We start from the raw sequence: 20,506 nt of genomic DNA on the forward strand, positions 1-20,506 counted from the left end.
AATTTGTATGGTTTTTCGTTTAATATGTGCGAGCGAACCGCAAGGATGAGGATCTCAAGATGGATGAGGCTAGCATTATCAAGGCACTAAGGGCAGACCTTCAAGACTATAAGATAAAAACCCAAGTCCGCCGTAAAGAATCTCAATTACATGTGCTGGTCACCAGAAATGATGGTGATGATCTTGATTATGCTGCTATCTATAATATTGTGAAAAACCGTATCGCTAATCTATCAATTGAGGGTGTAGATAGTTTAACGGTATATGGCAAGCTAACTGGAGCAAATCATCCTGAGTGGCAAAAGAAATCTGCGATCGCAAAACCCCTGCCACTGATTGAACTAGATCTCGATGAATTGGACGAGACTAGTCCTATTGCCATTGATAGCGCTCCTCCACACCAAGAGCATACCCAAACCGATTCTACGATGCAGGAGTCGCAAATATCTAATGAGCTAAAAGATTTTAAGACTAGCCTTGAGGACGATCTTAAATCTTTAGTTGATAATGATGATTCCAATAATACATTTGAGGATTTGCATGATCTAGACAATCTCAATTTACCCATGTTGGGCAAAGTGCCATTTAGTGAACTTGAACCCGATACCTTTAACTTAGACAGCTCACGGCCAAAAGCTCCAAACAATTTGTCGGACGATTACTTATCCGATAGCCCAACCTTAGCAGCACCACTGCCAATGCCCCTTCCTCCCGTGCCAACCCGCAAAATTTTGCCAGAGGTTCATAACAGCAACACCAAACTAATCAAGACAAAAATCAAGCCTAATTACAAAAAACCGCTGGTGCTAGGAGCTTTTATTGCCACACTCGTCGGTGTTTTAGGAGCCTGTGGATGGGTAGTCTGGGATCGTTTCAATCAACAAAATTATTTAGCAGATGCTCGCAATCTTGACCACGAAAAAATTGATATTCCAGCAATTACCAATCTAGAAACGTTAACTACCAAACGCAATCAAATTCAAGGCATAGTTTCACAATTAGAAAGTATTTCCAATAATCCCATTTCTCTATATTCAGAAGCCCAATCTGAGTTAAACAGTCTGCGTCCAAAACTAGCGGAACTGGATCGCAAAGTTGCGGCTGAACAACTAGCCAATAAAAATCTAGAGCTGGCTAAAAGCAATACCTTAGAAGCAGCTAAATCTACACAGCAACCACCCCATAGCTCCAAAATTTGGCTCGCCGCCCAAGAAAAACGCCAACAAGCTTTGACATTGTTAGGAGAAATTCCTGCTGACTCGCTTCTATATGCTGACGCGCAAAGTCGGCTCAAGCTTTACCGCAATGAATTGATCCAAATTAACCGATGGTTAGATATTCAAAAAAGAGCAGAGTCCGCCGCCAATAGCATTAGCCCTAATACCGTTAAGCAACTTCAACAACTCAAATCGACTACTGAAAAGCCAGCTTTTATAAATCAATGTCGCCCTCTGATCCAGTCACAGATCTTGAGCGGTGACTCACAGCGGACTGGTTTAACAACTCCTAACCTCACCAGCTACCTATGTGCTTATTTCTGGGATCTACAGCAATAAAAGTGGTGCACGCTGTACATGCACCACTTTTATTGTTATACAATTTTTACAAATTTTACACCTTGATATAGCTATCTAGATGACTTATTCCCTGCGGATCGTGGATATGAATGAGAACGATCGCCCTCGCGAGCGATTGCTAAGTCAAGGCGTGCGAAGTCTATCGAATGCAGAACTAATTGCAATTTTGCTCGGCACAGGACAAGGTGCAGGAAAGCTCTCAGCAGTGGGGTTAGGGCAGCTAATTTTACAAACAATTGGCAAAGATCGAACTGGTGATCCCGTGGCATCTTTGCAAAATATCTCTGCACAGGAGCTGATGCAAATTGAGGGAGTTGGACCTGCTAAAGCCACAGCAATCTTGGCGGCGATCGAGTTAGGTAAACGGGCGCTATACGCCAAGCCACCAGATTTGACAGAAGTAACCGATCCATCAATTGCTGCTACTGCTCTTAGTCAAGACTTGATGTGGCAACCACAGGAGCGGTTAGCAGTGGTAATGCTTGATAATAAGAATCGGATTATCGGTCAACGGATTATCACAATTGGAACGGCGACAGAGACCCTTGCCCATCCTCGCGATATCTTTCGGGAAGTTTTAAAAAGTGGTGCTGTGCGTCTCATCGTCGCGCACAACCATCCATCGGGAAATACGAACCCTAGCCCTGAAGACATTACATTGACTCGCCAGTTACTAGAAGCCGCCAGAATGTTAAATCTTCCCCTCCTTGATCATTTAATTTTAGGGAATGGAACGTTTTCTAGTCTTCGCGAAACTTCAACATTATGGCAAGAAATTCCTCAAGCAGAATAAAAGTTGAAGCCGTCCGCGTAGCGGACGGCTTCAACTTTTAGGATTTACCTTGACGCATCATGCCACGACGGTCTTGACGCTGTTGTTTCATTTGTTCTAGTTGTTGCTTCTGCTCAGGTGTGAGGATGTTTTGCATCTGTTGTTTATTGTCTTCAGCAATTGCTTTCATCTGTTGTTTTTGCGCGTCCGTCAGATTCAAATTTTTCCAGACCCCTTTACGATCTCCAGACTGACGAGCCTGCTCGATCATTGAGCGTTGAGCATCAGTCAAAACGCTTTGTTTACGAGTTTGGGCATTCTCACGAAGAGTTTTGATTTGAGCTTTTTGAGCTTCTGTCAAATTCAGTTGCTTCCAGCCATAGCCGTTGCCCTTACGGGATTTACGATTTTCAGTGTTGTTTTGGTTTTGAGCTTGGGCAGCAACTAAGTTGGGGATTGCCACTGCACCGATGGTGACGGTTACACAGGCGATCGCCAGCAATTTTTTGATATTACGAAGCATTGAAGTTTCTCCTTTGGTCGATATCTGATCTTAGAGATCTGAATTATCTGTACGAGGGTTTTGACAGATCGCCTCAGCAAAAGGTTCAAAATTATTTTTTCTGGCTAGCAAGTTGCGGCGCGAAGCATCGCAACTCATCTTCTGTTTTTATAACAAGCTAGTTCAGCCTGTGCAGCTTTTTAAAATCACCCCAATCACGATGCCTAGACCTCCAAAACGGACGATTTGCCAAAAGGGTTCTCGAAAACTGCTCCAAGAGAGTAACCGACTTTCCAGATCGGCTTCAATTTGCTCTAGTTGCTCCGTCAGTGCTTGCAATTGCTTGAGTAACTCCTCTTTTTGAGGATGAGAGGGTGATGGTTGATGATGGGCGGGAACCTTACTGGTTCTGGAGCTACGGCGAGCTTTGATGTTAGGTTGACGATGCAGCCGATCGCTAGAAATTTCTTGAATTTGCGATCGCACTTGTTCCTCTTGCGATCGCAATTCATCACGTTTGTGGGAATCACGGCGCACCTGCACAAATCGTTCTTCAATTTCTACTAAGAGATCTTTAGTTTCTTGAAGTTGTACTTCTATGTCACTCCAATCGGCAATATCTGTCACAGCGTCAATACTTGAATAGTGTTAATGATGTAAATGTTGTATGTAAATGGGCTAAGCGTTAAGAATTGGGAGGCACAAATTCCTTGAGCCTCGTCGGTAAATTTTGACGCATCCAATCTTTGACTTGAGGAAACTGAATCGCCGCTAAGCCACTACCCAAAATCAAGGCAACGAGAATTAAGACGATAATAAAAGTGCTATTGGTCTGCTTCGTGATCACAAATTCTGTCTTTGCCGAATTGATATCGTTAAGAGCATCATCATTGGAAGTTTCTTCGGAAACTGGTGAGTCAACGGAACTAGCATCATCGCCTACAGATGCGGTGACAAGTAATTTTCCAGCCTCATCTTGCTCTGACTTTTCACGGGCAATATCTTCGGTATCCGCCTCATTTTGAGTAGCACTAGATGCCGTAGCAGCCGCATTCTCACTAACGAGATGATCATCGGGATCGCTAGGAGCAAGGAGGCTGCGCATCAAGGCAACCGTAATATTATCGTGACCGTTTAGCTGATTTGCCTGATCAATCAAATCTTGGCAACTCTTCGCAAGGGATTTTCCTGTATTAACTACAGGGAGCAAATAATTTTCATACAACATATCCACACGATCAAAGTCACTCAGACCATCGGAGCAGAGCAGTAAGAGGCAATCATCATCCACAAAAAATCTCTGCACACGGGGAATCAGCATATCGGAACCACGGGTTCCTAATGCTTGAATCAGTGCGCCACCATCAATCCGTTGCGAGGAATAGGCATAGAAGTTATAACCCAAAGTGGTTTCGCGAGTTGCCACGTCATCATCAAGGGTGACTTGGCGAAGATTGTCTTTAGTCACGCAATAGAGGCGGCTATCACCCACATGGACGACATAAACCTCATTGCTGATCTTTCCATAGGGACGGGGCATCACTGCCATGACGAGGGTTGTCCCCATGCGTTGCTGAGAATGACGTTGCTGTTGGTCATTGATGGCAACAATCTGATTATTCACAACCCGCACCACCATCTCTAGCTGTGCCATGAAACCCTGTGACGAAAAATCAGGATCTTTTTCCGCCTGTTGTAATAACGTTTTGAGCTGTTGTTCAAGGGTCTTAATTGCCAAGGAGCTAGCTACTTCGCCGCCCTCATGACCACCTAAACCATCACAGACGATCGCAACGCGATCGCGTAAAATATCGGGCTGTTCAGCACGACTTTGGTGTTTAGCATCGGGATAACAAGCATCTTCGTTATGGTCACGCTGTTGTCCTACGTCCGTGGCAGTGGCAATTCTGACGGAGAGCGGTTGCGCTTCCATAACTTTCAGGGATAGACGATCTAGATATGCGATCGCAGTATTAATGTCATATTCGCCACGCCCCAAACTGTAGAAAAATTCAGCGATCGGTTCGGCAATTTCAGGTTTTGCAACATCTAGCCAATTAACCCAAATATCGCCAAGTTGGGAAATATGCACAGCCGCCACATCCGCTTGCAGTTCCAATAACCTCACCCACATGCCATCAACCCGCACTAGTCGCGGATCGATTAAGGTGCGCGCCATATTCTGCTCAGCAAGGGGTTGCCACAGGTCAAGGACTTGCCAGAGCAGATTGATTTGCCGCAAAGCTGAGGCTTCTGCCCATGCCTCCGCCAACGTAGGGCAAAGATTGCCTTGACGATCGATGGGGACATTTTCAAGAAAAAATACTTCCGAGAGGTTCAGCTCTTCACCGAGCAACAACAGACTGTAGGGACGTGGTAAGTGTAAGCTGAGTCGAGATAACTTGAGGTAAGACACCACATAGGTTTGAAATTCTAGAGGCAACTCTGGCAGCGAGTAAGCATCCGTATCAACAACAATTTGTGAGGAGAGAACACGGTAGCGATTGCCCACTAGTGAATCTGGAGGAAAAGTGTCGGTATCGAGACCAACTGCCCAAAGATATTGCTGCTCAACGGTCGTAGCTTGCTCTTGTTTGTCCATGAAGGTTAATCGCTTGCCAAACTTAGGGGTGAATTTAAGTAGTCAGTCTTAAATGGTCAGTATATTAGAAAGCACTAGTGTCTTTGAGTTAATTACAGTATCAAATTTAAGGTAAGTATAGGCAACGCAGCGCAAGATTATTCCTATCTAAATTTGAACATTACTAGCGCTAACAATCTCCCAAAATCAGATAGCTGTACAACTTGTTACCAGATTTCTAGTGAATCTGGGTATTGTAGTAGTTAGTCTTTTAATTTGTAGAAGTCAAATTTAACAGTAAAAATTTAATACTTATTTTTTTCTTTTGTTTATTTTCTGATTTACCGCCCAATTTTTATCAAAAAACTTTTTTACAACTTTTTTAGCAACTTTTCTAAATTCTTGTTATCGCAATACCCATGAAGCATCAACTTACCCATCGCGAACAAAAAGTCCTTTGGGCAACCATCGATCACTATATTCATACCGCAGAACCCGTTGGCTCTAAAGCGTTGGTGTCAGAGTACGACTTTGATATCAGCCCTGCCACAATCCGCAATGTCATGAATATGCTCGATCGCAGTGGGCTGTTATATCAGCCCCATACCTCAGCGGGGCGAGTCCCCTCTGACTCTGGCTATCGGGTCTATGTCGATGAACTAATCGATCCCGCCAGCGAGCTAACCTACAGCAAGCATCAGTTTCTCGCGAGCAAAAGTGAGCGCCTAGGCAAATCTAGCCTTGATGGAGTGTTGCGCGATGTTGCTCAAATTTTATCGACCCTGAGCGGCTGCATTGCCGTCATTACTGCGCCCAATATGCAAACAATGCGGATTAGGCATTTGCAACTAGTGATGGTCGATCATTGTAAGGTGATGGCGATTGCCGTTAGTGACACATACCACACCGCCTCAATCACGATGGATTTGCCTAGCGAAACCAAACCTGAAGTGCTGGAAGGGGAATTAAATATCCTCAATAACTTTTTGAACGAGCATTTGCGCGATAAAAACTGGTCAGAGCTAAGCAGCACCTTACAATGGGATGACCTCGATCGCCAGTTTCAGCAATATTCAGTGCTGTTACAGCAGTCTCTGCAACAACTGATGAAACTTTGCGATCGCACTGCCCTCGGTCAAATGTTTATCAGCGGCTTAACCGAGCTATTACGCCAGCCCGAATTTTCTAATTTGCAGCAGGTGCAAAATATTGTGCAGTTACTTGAGGCAGATCGCGCTTCATTAATGGCGCTAATTGTCGATCAGCCTAGCCCCACTAATTCCGTCAGCATCCGCATTGGCTCGGAAATTTCGATTGAGCCAATTCAAAACTGTACGTTTATCTCTAGCACCTATCTTTGTGACGATAAACCAGTAGGCACAGTGGGCGTATTAGGTCCAACAAGATTGGGCTATACCAGAGCGATCGCCTCTGTTCAAGCTGCCGCATTACATCTAACCGATGCAATTAGTAAATGGTAAGTAAAGCGCCAAGCGCTCAATAAATCACCCCGCCCAATGGCGACGGGGCGATTTATTTGAGGTAGTCAAGAATCGAATCTGCAACCCGATTAATCGCACCTTTTTCACCCAAACTTGCTCGCATTCTGGCATAGCCATCAAGCATAGTTTGTTTGGTTTGGGGGTTGGTTAATAGCTCTAGAGCCGATGCAGCGATCGCTGTGGGAATTGCGTCATTCTGCACGAATTCAGGCACGACCGATTCCATATTTACCAAGTTGACAGGCGAGATAAATGGCAGTTGCAACTTCACGATATGGCGGGCAATCCAAGCAGTGATGGCGCTGACACGGTACAGAATTACCTGTGGTACATTTAGCAAAGCCGTCTCTAAATTCACAGTTCCCGATTTACTAAGCACCAAGTCCGCCGCACTAATCGCAATTTGGGATTGGGCAGAAATAATTGTGGCTTTGATGTCATAAAGCGCCAGCAATCTTTCAACTTCAGGACGATAGCGCTCTAGGGATAGGGGCAGCCAAAATTTGACATGGGGTAATTGAGTTTGAATAATCTTCGCTGCCTCAAGGATGATCGGCATCACCGACTTTAATTCTTGGGTACGAGATGCAGGGAGCAAAGTTACCACCAACTCATCTTCGCTAATTCCTAGCTGCTGACGCGCCTCTTTGCGATCGGGAATCTTTGCCATTAAGTCTACAAAAGGATGTCCGACCCACTGTACGTTTGTCCCTTGCTTTTCGTAATAGACTGCCTCTTGTGGAAAAATCGCCAATAATTTATCGGTAAAGGCGGCGATTGCCCTCGTATTTTTATCATTGAATGACCAGACCCATTCTTGAGGAGCAATGTAATAAATAACAGGAATCTTTAAGGTGCGTTTGGCATAATAGCCAATGCCCTGATTTGGCATCATGTAATCAATTAACACCGCCACATCAGGGGGGGAAGTTTTTAGCCATTTTTTAGCGTCACGCTGCACTTTAATGGTGGGCAAAATATAGGGCAGGGCTTCCACTGCGCCAATTGACCCAATGCCAACCGTATTACCCAGCAAATTTGCGCCCACGGCTGCCATGCGATCGCCACCTAGCCCGACGATTTCTAATTCAATGCCTCTGAGGGCAGCACGCTCATGCAATGCCTCAATCAAAATCGCCCCATGCCAGTCGCCCGACACCTCTCCTGTACTGATAAACACACGGCGTTTTGTCTTAATTACTGAATTAGATTCCATACTTAAATCGTTAAGAGCAGGTTGTGTCAAATTATTTCACGTCAAATGCAACATATCGCATTACCTTATGGTACACTCGTAAAGGTCAAAAATTTGGACTAGAAAGAAGTGCCTAAGCTCAAAACTCGTAAATCTGCCGCCAAGCGATTCAAGGTGACGGGTAGCGGCAAGTTTGCTCGCCGCCACGCTGGTCGCAACCACCTACTAGAGCATAAACCAACTGTTCGCAAGACCAGATTAGGTCAGATGGCTATAGTTGATGAGACTGATAATGACAGAGTAAGTGCAATGATGCCTTACGCCAGATAATCAAAAAATTTGATTATTTGCATCGATAAAATAAACGATTTCACGATAATTAACGAACTGCCATGACGAGAGTAAAACGCGGTAACGTAGCTAGGAAGCGCCGCAACAAAGTACTGAAATTAGCCAAGGGCTTTCGCGGATCGCACTCTAAGCTGTTCCGCACTGCTAATCAGCAGGTAATGAAAGCTCTGCGTAATGCCTACCGTGATCGCCGCAAGAAGAAGCGCGATTTCCGTAGTCTATGGATTACCCGCATTAATGCTGCTGCTCGCCAACAAGGTCTGAGCTACAGCAAGTTTGCGGGTCTACTTAAGAAAGCCAATATCGACATCAATCGTAAGATGCTTTCTCAGATTGCTATTCTCGACCCACAAGCGTTCACTGCGATCGTGGAAAAAGCAAAAGCTGCTGTTTAAGTTAAATCAAATAAAAAAGCCCACTCATAGAGTGGGCTTTTTTATTTGAAATTAAAAAAGATTGCATTATCTTCAAAATGATAGCTTTTGAAATAGGTCAGACAATGGCATTGTAAAGCCAGCAATAACATCTTCCCCATCTAAAGCATCGGACTGCTTGAGTAGGCGATCTGGTTCTTGGGCTGAACGATAGACTAGGACATAATGCAATTTAAGATTGATCACCCAAACTAGTCGTGAGCCATTCTCAAAGTATTCCACAATTTTCTGATCAATTTCTGCGATCGTGTTGTTAGGTGAGAGAACCTCGATCGCTAAGTCGGGTGCGCCATCTAAAAAGCCATCAGGTAATTCGGTCAAGCCTTTTAACTTGTCTCTAGATACAAAGGAAATATCAGGCGATCGCTTGTTACCATTTTTCATCGTGAAGGCTGTACTAGAGTCGAGAATAATTCCCAGTTCTCTAGGTAAGATGTAATTCATCAGAGCCATAACGAGAAGGCTACAGGTATATCCATGTAAGGCTCCCGAATTTCCCATGTCAATTAGTTCTCCATTAACAAGCTCATAACACTTCCCATCTGTTAGTGCCATCAGTTCGGCATCTGTCCAGATTTTCTTAGTTGTCGTTGGGGGAGAAAGTGCGATCAAGGACATAAAAGACTCCTGCGTGCCTAAGTCAAAGGAAGATTTGAGGAAATGAGTCTATCTCGTAATTTTTGTGGATCAAATCTTGACTCATTCATTATTACTGGATATAAAAATTCTAAACATCAATACCAAACTTGCGAACGCGCAACCTGTTAATTGGAGATTCAGCAGCAATTTTCTTCAATGCGTCTATTGCTTTTTCTCCAATCTCTTTATACTGATCAGAAGGATTAACAAGTTTATTGAATTGCAAACAAGTATTTATATAAGGATAAATATGTTCTCCTTGCAAAGATTTGAACAAACTATAGTATTCATCAGCAGTTGTACTAGCTAATACAACTATATCACTCTCATTCCATCCATTCTTACCAGCAATACGTTCAAGCACTTGTTTGGCACTTTCTTTGGTGGATAATTCTTTATATGTATCTTTAAATCTATGTACTATTTCAGGGTCGATAATATCTCCAAAAAAGTTACTGCTTGTAAGATCAAATGATTTTACATCATCCATTCTTTCTCGCACGTAAATATCGATAATCTCTGAAGCTTTCTTGTCTTCACCAAGCTGTCTAAATAATGTAACAGTGCCATTCAAATCATTTGTTGAAATATGTTTAGTGTTCTTTTTAAAGCTTTCGTAAATGCTGCTAATTACCTCATCTGTATTATTGTCAAATGTTTCATGATATAAATTCCAAGATTCTTTAAACGAACCTAATGATCTTGACGCGATTATTTCTCCATTCTTTTTCTCTGCTTCCCTTTTAAAATCTTCCTCAATGAAATAGCCTGCACGGATAGATTCTGCTAATACCAAATCGAAACTATCGGTATGATTATAGTTATAACTATGTAATAATGAGCGCCATCTCTTCTTTTCTTCGTTATCGTCTTGAGCTGCACCAATCCCTAAAAAGTTGTAACCTAAATGTGTAGTAAATTCTAGAGGTGGGATATCTTGAACACTCTTAGAACAGTAATGACAGTAGGTAAACAACACTAATGAATGAATTAATTGGTCTCTGAGTTCTTGCTCATATGAACTAGCTAAAGGTGTACATAGCTCAACCAATTTCTCAATTTTTTTAAGTACACGTATATTCTTAATTCCTAATTTTGGAGTTAGTTCTTTTAATTTGTTAGACTCATAACTGTTTTTCTGAAATGCGATTTCAGCACATTCAGTTGCTGTCGGTGCAAAGATCATCTCAAGATCAACTACCTTTTCTGTATATTTTGAATATTCCTCTAGTCCATCTTCTCCAGCATTGAGCAATATAATAACCTTACATTTTTTTTGCTCTTTTAAGAGAGAGATAAGCCCAAGGACATCCCTAATATCAAGCATTTTTCCTTTTCTTTCAAGATCATCTATACATATCAATGTTTGGCTAAGTGAGAGAAACGAAAGAGACTCAATAGCAGGAGTAATTCCTTTTAAAATTGAAACATCTTTAAACATCTTGAAAGATTTTCTAGTCAGCTTTTCAAGTAAACTAGAAGTATTTTGTTTAAATGTTTCTACATTAGCTCCAGAGCCTATCAAGTCGCGATTTACAACATTTTCAAATATTGCATATTTGAAAGCATCCAAAGAATTAATTCCAAACATTGAGACATAAGAATATCTTTCTAATGCAATCTGATTTCTTTTTTTTGCATTCAATAAAAATTCATTCCAAGCATAGGTTTTACCAACTCCCCATGCCCCCTTAATTGCTATCACTTCTGGAGTGTCGTGACTAATAAACTTATTTATTTGCTTTTTAATTGTTGTAATCGACATTTCTTAATCCAATCTTTAGTTTAAAAGATTACTAATTATATTTATTTACACTTGAAGGGACAGCTTATTCAGCAATAATTTTTTATTTGGTTTAAAAAATTAAGTTACACATTAATTGCAAACAAAAAATATTAAGACTAAAAGCGAGTACCAGAACGAGTGTTTTGAACAAAAGCAAGACATTCAGCTAGATCATCACCTTGCCAAGTCCCTACATGACTTAACAAATCACTGGCTTTTTTATTGCGCTTCAGAGGTGGAATACGGCGCAATTGTTTATTACTCGCATCGCCTTTTTCGCGTAGCTCAGAGTAAGTCATACGCACCTCTTTGAGTTAGATAAAACAATAGCAAACCTACTCTAATCATTATGTCATAGCTTATTTGATTGCTTTAGCGTGGTGTAGCGATCGCCGAAAAGCTATAATCAACCGCAAGTCTATAAATTTTTGTAAATATGTCGTCCCCAACCCCTGACGTACCAGCGAGCGAGTCTCGCGATGCCCGTACCCGCCAAATGCTCGGAATGAAAGGTGCAGACATTAAAGAAGCTTCAATCTGGAAGATCCGCTTGCAATTGATGAAACCGATTACATGGATACCCCTGATGTGGGGCGTACTTTGTGGTGCGGCTTCCTCTGGCGATTTTACATGGTCAATTGAAAATGTATTGCGATCGCTACTTTGTATGCTCATGTCAGGACCTTTACTGACGGGCTATACCCAGACGATTAACGATTACTACGATCGCGAAATTGACGCAATTAACGAACCCTATCGTCCGATTCCATCAGGAGCAATTCCTCTCAATCAAGTCATTGCTCAGATTTGGATTTTGTTGCTGGGCGGTATTGGTGTAGCGGCGATCCTCGATATCACCGCAGGTCATACCGACTTTATCATGACCAAATTAGCGCTGGGCGGCTCCTTCGTTGCCTATATCTACTCTGCGCCACCTTTGAAACTTAAGCAGAATGGTTGGCTGGGTAACTATGCTCTCGGAGCTAGCTATATCGCCCTACCTTGGTGGGCAGGTCATGCACTTTATGGCACTCTCAACTGGACAATCGTAGTTGTAACGCTGTTCTATAGCCTTGCGGGTTTAGGGATTGCGGTGGTGAATGACTTTAAGAGCGTGGAAGGCGATCGCGAATTAGGATTGAACTCTCTACCCGTAATCTTTGGTGTGCAGAAGGCAGCATTGATATCGGCAACGGCGATCGATGTCTTCCAAATTGGGATTGCGGTTTATCTAGTTACCGTTGGTGAGCAATTACTAGCTAGCTTAATTGTGCTATTAGTGATTCCCCAAATTACTTTTCAAGATATGTACTTCCTGCGCGATCCGCTCAAGAATGATGTCAAATATCAGGCTAGCGCTCAACCATTCCTTGTAATTGGGATGTTAGTTGCGGGAATTGCCATGGGACATGCAGGTATATAAGTAATTAAGGGAGCGCTAAGCGTTCCCTTAATTACTTATTAAGATGAAATAGCTCCTAAAGGGTGATTTAGTGATAATCAATGTTGCTTATCATCTATAAACACAGCCACTTAATATGTCATCTCCACGTCGCAAATACTCATGCTCAAATATCAAAACCAAGAAATGCGATCGCAAATCGTGATGTTAAAACCATTGAGAAACAAATCATTGAGTAGAGTTTTAGGTGCAGTAATGGGAACCTTGCTAGTTTCCTGTAGTGCTAATGCACCTCAAGGTGGTGGCTTTGGCGCTATTCCTGTACCAATTGCGGCGGTAGAGTCAGGGATTGTCACCGATAGTTCGGATTATGTCGCCAATTTACAATCGCGCCAGTCGGTCACATTGCAACCGCGAGTCGATGGCTATATACAGGAAATCTATGTCAAGGCGGGCGATCGGGTAGAGGCAGGAACACCAATTTTAGGAATTGATCCCGCTAGACAACAAGCCGTAGTTCAACGTTCTGTGGCGGCTGTGGCAACTTCACAGGCAGATTTTGAGAGTGCGCGAGCCACCCTTGCCCAACTCCGCGCCCGTAAGGAATCAATTTTATCCAGTGTTGAGTTTAATCAAAAGGAATACAATCGCTTTTCGCAATTGTCCTCAGAGGGGGCAATCTCCAAGCAAAGACTTGATGAAGTTTCTAACAATCTGCGAAATGCCAAGGCTGAGCTAGGCCAGATTGACGCACAGATGGCGGCGCAGATGGCAAGTATTAATAGTGCTGCTACCAGAATTGAAGAAAATCGGGCTGGGGCAATACAAGAAGAAGTGCAGTTGGAGTTCTATACTGTGACGGCTCCCTTTGCGGGAATTGTGGGCGATATCCCTGTGAAAGTCGGTGATAATGTGAATGTAAGCACCCAATTGACAACGGTAACTCAAAATCAAGTATTAGAAGTGCAGATTGCCGTCCCTATCGAAAATGCGCCTCGTTTGCGAATGGGATTGCCTGTAGAATTACTGGATTCCCAAGATAAATCCCTTGCCAAAGGAAGCGTTGCTTTTATTTCGCCAAATATTAATCCCCAAAATCAATCGGTTTTGGTTAAAGCGAATTTTAATAACGCCAACAATCAACTTAAGTCTAATCAGTTTGTGAGAGCAAGATTGATTTGGGCTTCGCGCTCTGGGGTATTAGTCCCAACTTCGGCAATCTCGCGCCTTGGCGGTCAAGACTTTGTATTTGTTGCCGAAGAAAGTTCGGCGAATGGGCAAACACAATTAATTGCGAATCAGAAACCAGTTAAGTTAGGCAAAATTACTGGCAATAAACAGGAAGTTCTTTCAGGGCTAACGCCTAACAGTAAAGTCGTGGTTGCTGGCATTTTACAGTTACAAAACGGCGCTGCGATCGCACCATTACCTGATGCTCCGAAAAAGTAGCAAAAAACCCTCATTCCTGTGCGAGTCTTTTTTGTTATTGAGAAATACTTATTTGTCAGTACTGACAAGTTTGGCAGCACTGACAAGAAATTAATTACTAGGACTAGCTAAAAATTTCTCTGAATTTATACATATTTTAAAATGAGTTTTTCTATGCAGACAACCCAAGTAACTGTAAATTTATCTCTACCTTTTGAATCACTCATCGACATGATGAGATCGTTAGAACTACAAGAAAAAATAAAACTAAGAGACTTGTTAAATCAAGAAATAACTGCAAGTCAAGAGCAAAAGCTAGCTCCTGCGGTGGAATGTTTTCAACGTGGCTGGGACGATGCTATGAATGGCAGAACCCACCCAATTTCTGAACTTTGGGATGAAATCGATGTCGATTGATCCATTAGTTGAGATTAGATTCTCTGATGAGTTTAAAAATGATCTGCGTAATTTAGCGAAAAAGTACCGCAGTATCAGAAAGGATTTACAACCAATTCTTGTTGACTTGTAAGCAGGAAACTTTAAAGGCGATCAAATTGCCCATGTTGGTTATACAGTATTCAAGTTAAGGATTAAAAATAGTGATAACCAAAAGGGTAAAAGTGCTGGCTATCGAGTTATCTACTATCTCAAAACATCTACATCCGTTATTTTGATTACTATTTACTCCAAATCTGAACAATCAGACATTTTAGCCACAGAAGTTCGACGCATTATTGAAAAAACTTAACAAATAAGATTTTAGAACTTCGTGGCAGCATTGGAATTACTTGACTTTTGCAAAGATTCAATTTGCTGTTGAATTGCGGGGGAATATAAGCGTAAATAGTTCCAGTAGTTACCTAAAACCTTAGATACATAATCCCTTGTTTCTTCATAGGGAATATTATTCACAAACTCATCGGGATCAGAAATTTTACGACCTTGCACCCATCTGCCCACAGCTCCCGGCCCCGCATTATAGCTAGCAACCGCAAGCATCGAATCATTGCCATAGGTACTGTGGGTATAGTCTAGATACCAAGTGCCGAAGCTAATGTTATCTTCAGGTTTATTGAGGCTATAGCTCTTGACACCTTTTTTGCTAGCAATCCATGAACCTGTATCGGGCATAATTTGCATCAGCCCCACTGCACCTGCACTAGATTGAATTTGGGCTTCAAAGCGAGATTCTTGGCGCATTAATCCAATTACCAATGCAGGCGAAAGTTGGCGCTGGCGTGACCAATTAGAAATTAATTCCCAATAATGGAATGGATATAGCGATCGCAAATAGGCAGGATGCTTTTTGAGTTGAGCAATTTCAGATTTTTTCTGATCACTTACATCAATCCAGTCTAAACTTTCAAGGGTGCGGATGCCCATAAGGTTGTCTTGATTTGCCACCCGCAGTACACCATCCGTAAAAATCTCATTGGGTTCAAGAGTCCGCTTGCCACCGATCTCAGTTAGCCATTGGGTACGGGCATCGCGATCGAGTCCCAGAATATATAACTCCTGAAGCTTTTCTGAACCTGCGGGTAAGCTTTGTCTCTCGCTCGGCAAGGCAATCACAGGATTGGTATATCTTGCGGTTGTGAAGGTTCCCACCTGCCAACCGAGAGAACTCGCCGAGCGCCATGCGTAATAGGAATCAGGATGCTGGCGAATCGTCCATTCAAAAAAACGTTTAGCCTTAGTTTGATCGCCAATTTGGTTAGCCCATTTTCCTGCCCAAAAGCTAGCTTCGGCGGCGGCAGAACTATTGGGGCTATCGGCAATTAAACGATCAATAGTTGCGATCGCATTGGCGATCTGTCCAGAGCGGGCTTGTCCCTTGGCTATTTGCCAACGCAAGGCTCCCGCCTCATTACTACTGCCATAACTTTCTAGCAATAAATTTCGGGCATTACTCGCGGCTTGGGGACTTTGCAGTTTATCTTGCAAAATTGCCACCTTAATCGCAATCGCCTCACTGGCAGTGTTGCCATAGTTGGCAATAATCTGATCGGCGGCGGCGATCGCCACTTGAGGGGAACCAATCTGAGTAATCCGAATCAGGGCGCGAGGTGCTTGGGGGCTTTGGGGAAATTTTTGGACAGCGCGATTGTAGGCAGCCAGTGCTGCATCATTTTGCTTGCCCCGATGGAGACTGCGAGCATAGTTATAGGCAGTCTGAGGATTGACAGTGGCGCGACTATAGGCAATTGCCGCTTTCCCAAATTCAAAATTGTAATAGTAAGCATCTGCAATCGCCCACCATTGATCAGCCGTGAGGTTTGGTGAGAGATTATTCAAGCGATTGAGGATCGGCACAATTCCTTTATAGTCAGCAAAATAAGTTGCTAGATGCGCGATCAAATCAACTCGGTTAGGACTCTGTGAGAGCTGCCGTAATAATAATTCTTGCGATCGCGGATGGGCAGGAAATTTTTCTAAAAGCTGTTGACTTTGCCCTAGCACAAACATCGCTTCTGCTGCCGCAGGGCTATTGGGGAATTTGGCTACAAGATTCTCCCAAGTTGCCTTTGCCCCTTGCAGATCCCGCAGTTGGGTTTGCGCTTGAGCGCGTTTGAGGAGGACATAATCGGCGAGAAGTGGATAGGAATTTTCTAGTCCATCAAGGGTTGCGATCGCATTTTTTGGCTGACCATTGTTAAGCTGAATGTCCGCAATTACCAATTGCGATCGCACATCGCGTCTCAAACCTGCTGACTGAGCTTGCGCCTCTAGCTGAGCAATTCTTTGATCAATAGATGTGTAGGTAAGTGGATCAAAGGATTTAGATTTAGATTCACGATTTCCGCTATCGCCTAGACTCTTGTTCTGGTTCAAATCGGGCTTTGAGGACGCAATAATTAGAGGAACGCTCGCTCCCGCTAGTGTCATTCCCACAGCAAGCACAATTGACCAACGCATTATTTTTCTCATTTCGATTCGCTCTTGACGCCCTGCATCCTAGCATTTTCTAAGCTATTCGTTACTCAACTCAAACTCACGCTATTGTAATATCTGCGGCTGTTTTTTAGTTCGTCCAATAAGCTCTCCCAGACTATATTTGTCATGTCCATTCGCATCAAGGGCGATCGCTCCATCAAAACTCCCACAGGATTATCGACAAGACCCACACCCAGCAAGGTCAGGGCGGCAGTTTTTAATATTTTGCAAGGTCAGATCAAAAATGCAAATTGGCTAGATATCTGTGCTGGGTCAGGAGCAATGGGGGCTGAAGCACTAGCGAGAGGTGCAAATCAGGTGATTGGCATCGAGTTATCCGCAATCGCCTGTCGGATCATCAATGAAAATTGGCAGAAATTTGCCAAGCCAGATCAAAAGTTTCAAGTCATTAAAGGCAATGCGATTAAAATTTTGCCCAAGCTAGCACCAAAATTTTTTGATTTAGTTTATTTTGATCCTCCTTACCAAAGCAATCTCTACGAACCCGTGTTAAAAGCTCTACCACCTTTACTTACAGATGAAGCAATAGTAATTGCCGAATGCGATCGCCTGCGTCCTTTACCTGATGTGATGGGCGCTCTAGTCTGTTGCGATCGCCGCCAATATGGGCAAACTGCTTTAATTTTTTACCAACTTCCACACTAAGCAAGATGCCGATCGCAGGAAGAACATCTAAAATCATAGAAATTCATCAATTACTCAAAAGTCATCTACTTTTCCAAGAGTCACCGCAGTGCTAACTACAGAAAATACCGAAATTCGCGATCGCCTTTTATCTCCTTTGCAAACATGGACATGGCGTGGATATAAAATTCAATATTCTGTGACAGGCACAGGCACGCCCCTAGTTTTAATTCACGGCTTCGGTGCATCGATTGGACATTGGAAAAAGAATATTCCTGCCTTTGCCGAAGCTGGCTATCAAGTATTTGCGATCGACCTTTTAGGATTTGGTGGATCAGCAAAACCTGCTCTAGATTATTCATTAGAACTTTGGGAAGAATTACTCAAGGACTTTCATCAGGAATTTGTCCAAATCCCTGCGGTTTTCATCGGTAACTCGATCGGGGCATTACTCGCCCTCATGATGACAGTCAACTATCCCGAAATTGCGATCGGCTCTGTCTTACTAAATGCGGCTGGAGGCTTAAACCATCGTCCTGAAGAATTAAATTTACCATTACGTTTAGTTATGGGCGCTTTTGCCAAACTAGTTAGCTCCGAAGTCACAGGTAAGTTTGTATTTAACCAAGTTCGGCAAAAGCGCAACATTCGTAGCTCTCTTCGTCAGGTTTATCGAAACCATCAAGCGATCGATGATGCTCTAGTCGATATGCTCTATCAGCCATCTTGTGATGAAGGTGCTCAAAAAGTCTTTGCTTCTATTTTGACCGCCCCCGCAGGCCCAAGAACCGAAGATTTATTGACAAAACTAGAAAAGCCTTTACTAGTGCTTTGGGGCGATGCCGATCCTTGGACTCCGATTAATGGGGCAAAGATTTATCAAGACGCAAGTCAAAATAAAAATATTCAAGTAATTCCGATCCCCAATACTGGACATTGCCCCCACGATGATCGTCCTGAAATTGTCAATGCCCTTGTAATCCACTGGCTCCAAAAGTTGGCATAGCTATCCCTGTCGCAGGAAGCCATACCACTCGTCTTTCTCATGTTTTTTGTTATATAGCTGTAGTCCTTGCATCAGAACAAATCAAAACCCAAAGAGCGAGTTGCGGCGCTTTGCGTCGCAACTCGCTCTTTGGGTTTGTCCTAACAAGACTGGCGACAGCTATATAGCAAAGCAAGAGTTAGTTAGTACAAATCAAAACCCAAGAATCGGGTGGCGGCGCAGAGCGCCGCCACCCGATTCTTGGGTTTATGTCCTAAGCAAAGCTTTTTTTGCTATACAACAGATATTGAATTGAGTCGTAGTGTTTTGATTGATCAGGTCGGCGGGAGAATTTCCCAGTGAGGAAGTGCTGGCTATTCACATTAAGAGATTACGTCGAAAACTGAAAATTGCCTTAAGCCTGTTATTGTGTGCTGTATCTGTGCAAACAGTTGCTGAACCTGTGGAGATCAATCCTTTGCCTGAAGAAACTATAGTTGAGAGCTTATCATCCCCAGAAGAGGCTCGAGTAGAGGAAGTAATTGCGATTATGGCTCAGAAATTAATCGCTAGTTTGCCAGAGAAGATCGCGACGTTTCGACAAGCCGCGCTCGCATTAGAGCAGGATAAATTGGATAAGGATCTGCGTGATGAAGTATATCTGCAAGCGCATCGGCTGATTGGCTCTTTGACTGCCAAGGAGTTTCCCGAAGGATCGGCGATCGCCCGTCAGATTGAAGAGATGCTAAATAGTGATTTCCCTTTAGTTAGTTCTAACGCGGAGTTGTTAGGACAATTAATTACAAAACTTGAACAAATCACTCTCAAACCATCGCCGACATCTGAGGTTCCGTTACTCGCACTTCCTCATTCTCCATTGCCTCTGTTATTAATTGTTGATGATAATGTTTTGTTAACGCAGGCAGTTCAACTAGAAGCGGAAACTAGGGGAATGCGGGTACAAACAGCCTTAGATCTACCAACTGCTAGAAAAAAAATTGCACAAGAAGCACCTGATGTGATCTTACTAGATATGATGTTTCCTAATTCTAAAGAGAATGGACTGATATTGTTGGATGAACTGGCTGAGAGAGAGAAGAAAATTCCGACGGTGATGATGACGGCGACGAGTGGGTTGAGCACGCGTGTGATGGCGGCTCGTAAAGGTGTTTACTCATTTATTGAGAAGCCTGATTCTATGCAAGAAATTCTGAAGACGGTCTTGCAGGTGTTATATCAACGCTGTAGTAATCCCTCTAAGGTGATGATTGTTGATGATGATCCGCATATGCTCAAAATACTGCGACGATTGCTCGAAAATTGGGATATTGAAGTGGTTACTTTACAGAATCCCCACCAGTTTTGGGAGGTATTGGAATCAACTGATCCCGATCTATTGATTTTAGATTTGATCATGCCAGACTATAGCGGTATTGATTTGTGTAGGGCGGTGCGGACGGATTCTCTTTGGCATAGCTTACCGATTGTTTTTTTATCAGCACATACCGATCGCGAAACAATTCGGCAATTATTTATCGCGGGTGCTGATGATTATCTGAGTAAGCCCATTGAGGAGAGTAATTTATATACTCGTATTCTCAGCCGTTTAGATCTCAGCCGCCTATCGAGAAGAAATTATTCGGTAGTGTAGAGCTAGATTGCCCTCATCCGCTTCTCCAGAACGAGAGAAGTGGAGTAAGAGATTTTTCTTGTTCTCCTCTCTCTTTCTGGGAGAGGAGCTAGGGGTGGGGTCTTAGCAACTTCTGCGTAAAT

At 43.1% G+C, this 20,506-nt stretch carries 19 protein-coding genes and 1 pseudogene; 12 read left to right on the forward strand and 8 right to left on the reverse strand.

The features are described 5' to 3' along the window. Nucleotides 1-59: 59 nt before the first annotated feature. Nucleotides 60-1,556, forward strand: a complete 1,497-nt coding sequence (locus H6F41_RS05720) for a hypothetical protein (RefSeq protein ID WP_190402519.1) — start codon at nt 60-62, stop codon at nt 1,554-1,556. Between the two features lie 79 nt (nt 1,557-1,635). Beyond that, nucleotides 1,636-2,370: a RadC family protein gene (gene radC, locus H6F41_RS05725; protein WP_190402520.1), complete on the forward strand. Its 735-nt coding sequence runs from the start codon at nt 1,636-1,638 to the stop codon at nt 2,368-2,370. Nucleotides 2,371-2,407: 37 nt separating this feature from the next. On the opposite strand, the gene H6F41_RS05730 is transcribed toward radC, so the two are convergent. The 3 genes from H6F41_RS05730 to H6F41_RS05740 form a co-directional block, all read right to left on the reverse strand. Next, complete coding sequence (locus H6F41_RS05730) at nt 2,408-2,872, reverse strand: Spy/CpxP family protein refolding chaperone (protein ID WP_190402521.1); 465 nt, start codon at nt 2,870-2,872, stop codon at nt 2,408-2,410. A 162-nt stretch (nt 2,873-3,034) separates the two neighbouring features. Continuing rightward, nucleotides 3,035-3,478: a hypothetical protein gene (locus H6F41_RS05735; RefSeq protein ID WP_199288678.1), complete on the reverse strand. Its 444-nt coding sequence runs from the start codon at nt 3,476-3,478 to the stop codon at nt 3,035-3,037. A gap of 58 nt (nt 3,479-3,536) precedes the next feature. Then, nucleotides 3,537-5,453: a protein phosphatase 2C domain-containing protein gene (locus H6F41_RS05740; RefSeq protein WP_190402522.1), complete on the reverse strand. Its 1,917-nt coding sequence runs from the start codon at nt 5,451-5,453 to the stop codon at nt 3,537-3,539. A 398-nt stretch (nt 5,454-5,851) separates the two neighbouring features. Here H6F41_RS05740 and hrcA point away from each other — a divergent pair, with 398 nt between their 5' ends. Next, nucleotides 5,852-6,913, forward strand: a complete 1,062-nt coding sequence (gene hrcA, locus H6F41_RS05745; RefSeq protein WP_190402523.1) for a heat-inducible transcriptional repressor HrcA — start codon at nt 5,852-5,854, stop codon at nt 6,911-6,913. Between the two features lie 52 nt (nt 6,914-6,965). On the opposite strand, the gene lpxB is transcribed toward hrcA, so the two are convergent. Beyond that, nucleotides 6,966-8,150, reverse strand: a complete 1,185-nt coding sequence (lpxB, locus tag H6F41_RS05750; protein ID WP_190402524.1) for a lipid-A-disaccharide synthase — start codon at nt 8,148-8,150, stop codon at nt 6,966-6,968. Between the two features lie 108 nt (nt 8,151-8,258). On the opposite strand from lpxB, the gene rpmI reads away from it, so the two are divergent. Both rpmI and rplT read left to right on the forward strand, forming a co-directional pair. After that, nucleotides 8,259-8,459, forward strand: coding sequence for a 50S ribosomal protein L35 (gene rpmI / locus H6F41_RS05755; RefSeq protein WP_190402525.1), 201 nt, complete (start codon nt 8,259-8,261; stop codon nt 8,457-8,459). 62 nt (nt 8,460-8,521) lie between these two features. Next, the gene (gene rplT, locus H6F41_RS05760) at nt 8,522-8,875 is read left to right on the forward strand and encodes a 50S ribosomal protein L20 (RefSeq protein ID WP_190402526.1); all 354 of its coding nucleotides are present in this window, start codon (nt 8,522-8,524) and stop codon (nt 8,873-8,875) included. Between the two features lie 72 nt (nt 8,876-8,947). Here the strand turns inward: rplT and H6F41_RS05765 are convergent, their stop codons facing one another. The 3 genes from H6F41_RS05765 to H6F41_RS05775 form a co-directional block, all read right to left on the reverse strand. Continuing rightward, a complete protein-coding gene (locus H6F41_RS05765; RefSeq protein ID WP_190402527.1) occupies nt 8,948-9,532 on the reverse strand; it encodes a Uma2 family endonuclease in 585 nt (194 codons plus the stop codon). A gap of 109 nt (nt 9,533-9,641) precedes the next feature. Beyond that, entirely contained in the window at nt 9,642-11,318 is a 1,677-nt protein-coding gene (locus H6F41_RS05770; RefSeq protein WP_190402528.1) for a hypothetical protein, read from the reverse strand. 137 nt (nt 11,319-11,455) lie between these two features. Then, the gene (locus H6F41_RS05775; RefSeq protein WP_190402529.1) at nt 11,456-11,638 is read right to left on the reverse strand and encodes a hypothetical protein; all 183 of its coding nucleotides are present in this window, start codon (nt 11,636-11,638) and stop codon (nt 11,456-11,458) included. A 137-nt stretch (nt 11,639-11,775) separates the two neighbouring features. Here H6F41_RS05775 and chlG point away from each other — a divergent pair, with 137 nt between their 5' ends. The 4 genes and pseudogenes from chlG to H6F41_RS19330 all read left to right on the forward strand — a co-directional run bounded on the left by chlG (nt 11,776) and on the right by H6F41_RS19330 (nt 14,917). Continuing rightward, entirely contained in the window at nt 11,776-12,762 is a 987-nt protein-coding gene (gene chlG, locus H6F41_RS05780; protein WP_190402530.1) for a chlorophyll synthase ChlG, read from the forward strand. Nucleotides 12,763-12,903: 141 nt separating this feature from the next. Further along, a complete protein-coding gene (locus tag H6F41_RS05785) occupies nt 12,904-14,190 on the forward strand; it encodes an efflux RND transporter periplasmic adaptor subunit (RefSeq protein ID WP_242022938.1) in 1,287 nt (428 codons plus the stop codon). A gap of 153 nt (nt 14,191-14,343) precedes the next feature. Next, nucleotides 14,344-14,586, forward strand: a complete 243-nt coding sequence (locus tag H6F41_RS05790) for a hypothetical protein (RefSeq protein ID WP_190402531.1) — start codon at nt 14,344-14,346, stop codon at nt 14,584-14,586. Next, nucleotides 14,576-14,917, forward strand: a pseudogene (locus H6F41_RS19330) (type II toxin-antitoxin system RelE/ParE family toxin). The gene H6F41_RS05790 and the pseudogene H6F41_RS19330 overlap by 11 nt, the downstream one beginning before the upstream one ends. Nucleotides 14,918-14,928: 11 nt before the next feature. Here the strand turns inward: H6F41_RS19330 and H6F41_RS05800 are convergent. Continuing rightward, a complete protein-coding gene (locus tag H6F41_RS05800) occupies nt 14,929-17,085 on the reverse strand; it encodes a lytic transglycosylase domain-containing protein (protein WP_190402532.1) in 2,157 nt (718 codons plus the stop codon). Nucleotides 17,086-17,229: 144 nt separating this feature from the next. Between H6F41_RS05800 and rsmD the strand changes: the two genes are divergently transcribed. From rsmD to H6F41_RS05815, 3 genes are all read left to right on the forward strand, one after another. Continuing rightward, nucleotides 17,230-17,769, forward strand: a complete 540-nt coding sequence (gene rsmD / locus H6F41_RS05805) for a 16S rRNA (guanine(966)-N(2))-methyltransferase RsmD (protein ID WP_190402533.1) — start codon at nt 17,230-17,232, stop codon at nt 17,767-17,769. An 88-nt stretch (nt 17,770-17,857) separates the two neighbouring features. Beyond that, nucleotides 17,858-18,754: an alpha/beta fold hydrolase gene (locus H6F41_RS05810; RefSeq protein ID WP_190402534.1), complete on the forward strand. Its 897-nt coding sequence runs from the start codon at nt 17,858-17,860 to the stop codon at nt 18,752-18,754. Between the two features lie 421 nt (nt 18,755-19,175). Next, nucleotides 19,176-20,384, forward strand: a complete 1,209-nt coding sequence (locus tag H6F41_RS05815; RefSeq protein ID WP_190402535.1) for a response regulator — start codon at nt 19,176-19,178, stop codon at nt 20,382-20,384. Nucleotides 20,385-20,506 lie beyond the last annotated feature (122 nt).

Source organism: Pseudanabaena mucicola FACHB-723 (assembly GCF_014696385.1).
GTDB lineage: Bacteria > Cyanobacteriota > Cyanobacteriia > Pseudanabaenales > Pseudanabaenaceae > Pseudanabaena.